This window comes from uncultured Gimesia sp. (assembly GCF_937910335.1).
Lineage (GTDB): Bacteria > Planctomycetota > Planctomycetia > Planctomycetales > Planctomycetaceae > Gimesia.
On record NZ_CALEMX010000497.1, the window covers coordinates 1 to 4862 of the forward strand.

Here is a 4862-nt window from a genome sequence, read left to right on the forward strand (position 1 = left end):
AATAATTTTGTATTTGACTGAGTATGTGTAGATAGCTAATATGTGGACATTATGGTTTCCCGTTAACCTGATTTTGCACAAGCTAGCATTAACAGCAAAATTTACTCTATGAAATCAGAGGATTTGTATGGCTCGTATTAATTTTGCTCTTATTTTATTAATAGGAGTTTCGTTTATTGTGGGTTGTGGCAAATCATCTAGTCAACCGAAGACAGGATCTACTCCCCCCAAAGATCCTGAAGAAGCAGCGTTAAAGACTGTTGCTTTTGTCTATGAAAACTATGCCAGACATAAGCAGAAACCTCCACAAGCGTGGAATGATCTGGAAGGTTTTACGTCTATGATGGATAGTTCAGCACGATCGAGTGCCTTGGATGCGATCAAGAAAATTAAGTCCTTGAATTATAAGATGATATGGGGAGTCGATTTTAAACGCATGAGGGAAGACGGTGTGGAAGCCTCAGATTATGTGATCGCAGAATCTCCCGATGGCCGATTAAAAGCGACATATTCTGCAAAAATCATCAAGAAGGAAAAAGAAGAAGTTGATCAGAAAAAGCACACTCCTGAAGCGGAAAGTACTGAATCAGGTGCTCCCAAGTAATGAGAATTATTTTTGAGTTTTCATATGTAGTAAAAAGAATTATTCTCCTGAAATATCTTAATAGTTTCTGACTCGTTCGCGATACTTGGGGCGTATTTAACTTAAAAAAGACATACAAGACTCTGATCACGAAATAGAAAAAGTGCCTCTGGATGATTCTAACATGTAGAAGATTCCTGGAATCTTTACGGAGACAGCACTATGGCAAGGCGTTTGATCTATCAATTGTCTGAATTAGACTCATCTTTTGTGGCTGAAGCGGGTGGGAAAGGTGCGTCGCTGGGTGAGTTGATGCGTGCCAAGGCGCCCGTCCCTCAAGGATTTGTGATTTCGAGCGCTGCATTTGAGAAATTCTTTAGTGCGGGTGACCTGAAGCAATTTGTCATCGATTCGATTCAGTCACTGAGTGCGGGACAAATTGATCTGACGCAAGCAAATCAACAGATTCTATCGCGAATCAATGATGTCGAGGTGCCGACAGAGATTGTTGATGCGGTGAGCGAAGCAGCATTGCAATTCGGTTCCAAGCGGGTTTCTGTCCGTTCCAGTGCCACCTGTGAAGATAGTTCTACGAGTGCCTGGGCGGGACAATTAGAAACATTTTTGAATGTCTCTCCTGATGATATCATTCAGAATGTGCGGCAATGCTGGAGTTCGATGTTCAGCGAAACAGCTTTAACCTATGGAGCCACTCATGGGTATGGATCGGGTCAGGTTGCGGTCGCCGTTGTTGTTCAGGAAATGGTGGCCAGTGAAATATCTGGCATTGGCTTTTCTGTTCATCCAGTAACTCAAGAGCCAGATATCCAACTGATTGAGGCCTGTCTGGGATTGGGAGAGGCCATCGTTTCGGGCAGAATCGTTCCCGATCAATATGTGGTGGAACGTGGTTCGAATCAGATCCTTGAATCGATTATTGGTAACCAGAAAGAAGGGCTTTTTATAGGAGATGGCAAATCAGATACTGATTGGAGAAATCTTGATGACGCGGGAAAAGAACAGAAAATAAGCGACGCGCAAGTTTCTGAATACGCGGGTATTCTGTCGCGCCTGCAAGATCATTTTGGACATCCGATCGATACAGAGTGGGCGATTCAAGATGGCGCGTTTCAGGTTTTGCAGGCGCGGCCGATTACGACTCTGGCTGAAGAATATGATCAAAATTTGATTGATGAATCACAGGAATGGCAATTCGTCGTGCGGCGTCCGTTTTCTTTACTGCCTGCCTCTGTGTTGCCATTTTGGCTTGATTCAAAACATGCCGACAAAACTTTAGGAACGCATTTGAATGAAACGTTGTTGATACAGGATGAGACGGGGACGGTGAATATTTTCTATTCCCAAAAATCCGTCGAAGCTTACACGAAACACATCGGCGATCTGTTTCAAAACGATCATTCGCATTTGATCGAAATTTTAAAGCATGCCTTAGACCTTTATGATCAGGGGCAAACTCGGATTGATCAGGGAGTTGAAGGATTCGAGAGTCTTCAAGAAATTGAAGATTTTTTTGCCGATATTGCACAGCACACGACCGTTTTTCCCGCCTGGGTTTTGATTTACATTGAATCGAATCAACTGGAAGATTCGGAAGTTCAAGCCCTTGCAGAGCAAATTCGCTCACATACGCTTTATCCTGTCATCGAGCGGAAAATTATCGAACCTTTGGCGATTCAAAAGGCGAAAGCGCTTGGTTTTTCGGAACCGGAACGTGCTTGTGAATTAATGGTCTGGAGTGAGTTAAAGAACGAATCAGTGACACTGGAACTATTAGAGTCCCGTTTCAAAGCCATTCAATCGGGTGCGCGATACATTTTTCAATTTATTGAAGGCCAGGAAGAATTTTATCTGGTATCACAAACGGGTTATTTGCTGACGCGGCTCTCCAAGGAAAGAAAGATTATTCCTGAAAATGATTCCCATGAGTTATCAGGGCAAGTTGCCTGGCCTGGGATTTTTCGAGGACGCGCCCATGTGGTGCTGAGTCTGGACGCGGTCGGTCACACAATGCAAGAAAATGAAATTCTGGTTTCGATTCAGTCAAGCCCGGCACTGATGCCTTTGCTGAAGAAATGTGGTGCCATAGTGACCGATGATGGCGGGATTGCCTGCCACGCTGCGATTATTGCGAGGGAGTTAAGGAAGCCAACATTAATAGGTACCCAGTTGGCCACAACCAAGATCAAAACAGGCGATCTGATTGAAGTGGATACTTATGCTCAAGTCGTTCGTATTCTCGAACAGAACTAGTGGAAGCAAAAAAAACGGGTGCGTTCAAATAAGTTTTGAACGCGCCCGTTTTCTGTTGTTTGCACTTTACGATTGTGATCCTTATTTCGATTTGAGATCGAAGTTAATCGTATTGCTACCTGCGACAACGTCTGCTGTCAATTCGGAAGCATCATTGTATTTGGTTGGGACCAGTTGCAGCCCTGCTTCTGCCGGATTATCGGACATTTTGCTGATGATCACTTTATGTTTGCCGATGGAGGCGCCTGAAACATCAGAATTAAAGGCCAGTTTGAATTGGCCATCTGCTGATGTGATCGCACTTGACGCGCGGCTTCTGCCTTTTTCGCCTACAGCCTCGGGTTCAAATATAACATTTGCTTTACCCAGTGGTGTGCCATCGAGAGTGATGGTGCCCGTCACCTCACCCAAATCGGGTGTCGGTTCGCCTCCGTTTCCCATGCAGCCTGGAAGACTACAGAGTAAGAGCAGAAACAATAAGTTAGTGTAAGAAAGTGAAGAGAAAATTAGTTTCATTAATCCGACTGTCCTATGTATGAATAAAAAGGGGTGATAGGGGGATGGTATCACAAAGCAAAACAAGCGTGTTTTCAAAATGCCGCGATGATGAGCCATCATCGCGGCATTTTCTTTGATTAACAGGTGAGAATAGAAATGCCGATTAAAATTCTGGCAAGATTTCTCCACCTCTGATAGAAACTAACGCTGCAACAACACTAGTCAGATCAACATTTTCACTCAGGAATCGAACTCCTCCGTCATTTAAAAGTATGTGGGCGCCTCCTACATGGTGGCTACCCGCTCCCCAGGCGTACTGATTGTTGTTACCATCGTAATTATTATTGATCCTGTAGTTACTGACTCCAGGCAGAATAAAAAACGTGTGGGTTACGGCATTCCAGTAGGGACCATAACTGGTTGATGTTTTAAGTAATTTTGTTTCACAGAATACCATTGTATTGCTGGAACCATCGGTAATATCTTTAAACTGGGCTGCTCCGTTAGGTCCCAAAGTTCCTTTGGATAGACTGGCATTCGCACCCCAGCTTCCACCACCACCTCCGGTTGTGTAGTTGACGACTCCATAGCTGGTTCGCCAGCCACGATCGACATAGTAATCAGCTGACGTGGTAGTATGCGATGAACCACCTGGATCCGAAGGACAAAGAAAAACAGGCACAGGTGAAGTCACCACTGAATATTGATCTGCTGAAGGAACGGTACCGGTACAGCTACTGTGCTTGGCACGACCACTTGGAGTACTCCAGTTATATTGGTTGTAAAGATTTGCCTGATCCATAAAGGGCAAAATCATTTGGTAACATGTGTGATTCAGAATAGCGCCGGTCCCTTGGACACCAGAACAACTCGAAAGACCACCATTGATTGTTGCAGGTGGAAAAACACGATGCGTATCGTGGTAGTTATGCAACGCCAGGCCCATTTGCTTCAGGTTGTTTTTGCAGGTACTGCGGCGGGCTGCTTCGCGTGCCTGTTGGACAGCCGGTAATAGAAGTGCAATGAGAATTGCAATGATGGCAATCACCACCAGCAATTCAATGAGTGTGAAACCGTGTCTACGTAGTCGTTCTTTTCGCATTAGTAATGTGCCTTTAAGTAGAATAAAAAATAGAGAGTGCCCGCAGAATTATTTAGTTAACCCAAATCCATAATAAAGGTATCGAAATCAAATTCAGCGAAATAAGGAAATGCAGGAAATTCTGAATCAGAGCGAATGAATCATCAGAATGAATATTTCGAAGCCCCCTTGTTCATCAATGAAACAGAGGGCCTATGGGATTATTACGATGAGACCAGGCAGTGACTACTGTTTAAATTAATAAATATTAATAATACGGTAAAATACATGGTTATTTTTTTATGAGTTCAAAAAACAACTGACTAAGTTCATTACTGTTAACTGTTTATGACGTGTACTTTGGTGTGGTTTTACTAACCCGCATTTCCCAGATGACTTCCCTCGCTTTGGCACGTAATTTGCGCCATA

The 4862-nt window shown here is 43.8% G+C and carries 4 protein-coding genes; 2 read left to right on the plus strand and 2 right to left on the minus strand.

The genetic code is table 11. The features are described from left to right. Positions 1 to 127 precede the first annotated feature (127 nt). Entirely contained in the window at positions 128 to 604 is a 477-nt protein-coding gene (locus tag Q0668_RS20400) for a hypothetical protein (protein WP_298868025.1), read from the plus strand. 201 nt (positions 605 to 805) lie between these two features. After that, positions 806 to 2854 carry a PEP/pyruvate-binding domain-containing protein gene (locus Q0668_RS20405; RefSeq protein ID WP_298868026.1) on the plus strand — a complete coding sequence of 683 codons (2049 nt, stop codon included), beginning with the start codon at positions 806 to 808 and terminating at the stop codon, positions 2852 to 2854. Between the two features lie 81 nt (positions 2855 to 2935). Here Q0668_RS20405 and Q0668_RS20410 read toward each other — a convergent pair whose 3' ends face one another. Together Q0668_RS20410 and Q0668_RS20415 are read right to left on the minus strand one after the other, a co-directional pair. Then, positions 2936 to 3370: a hypothetical protein gene (locus Q0668_RS20410; RefSeq protein ID WP_298868027.1), complete on the minus strand. Its 435-nt coding sequence runs from the start codon at positions 3368 to 3370 to the stop codon at positions 2936 to 2938. A 145-nt stretch (positions 3371 to 3515) separates the two neighbouring features. Then, on the minus strand, positions 3516 to 4454 hold the full coding sequence (locus tag Q0668_RS20415; RefSeq protein WP_298868028.1) for a DUF1559 domain-containing protein: 939 nt from the start codon (positions 4452 to 4454) through the stop codon (positions 3516 to 3518). Positions 4455 to 4862 lie beyond the last annotated feature (408 nt).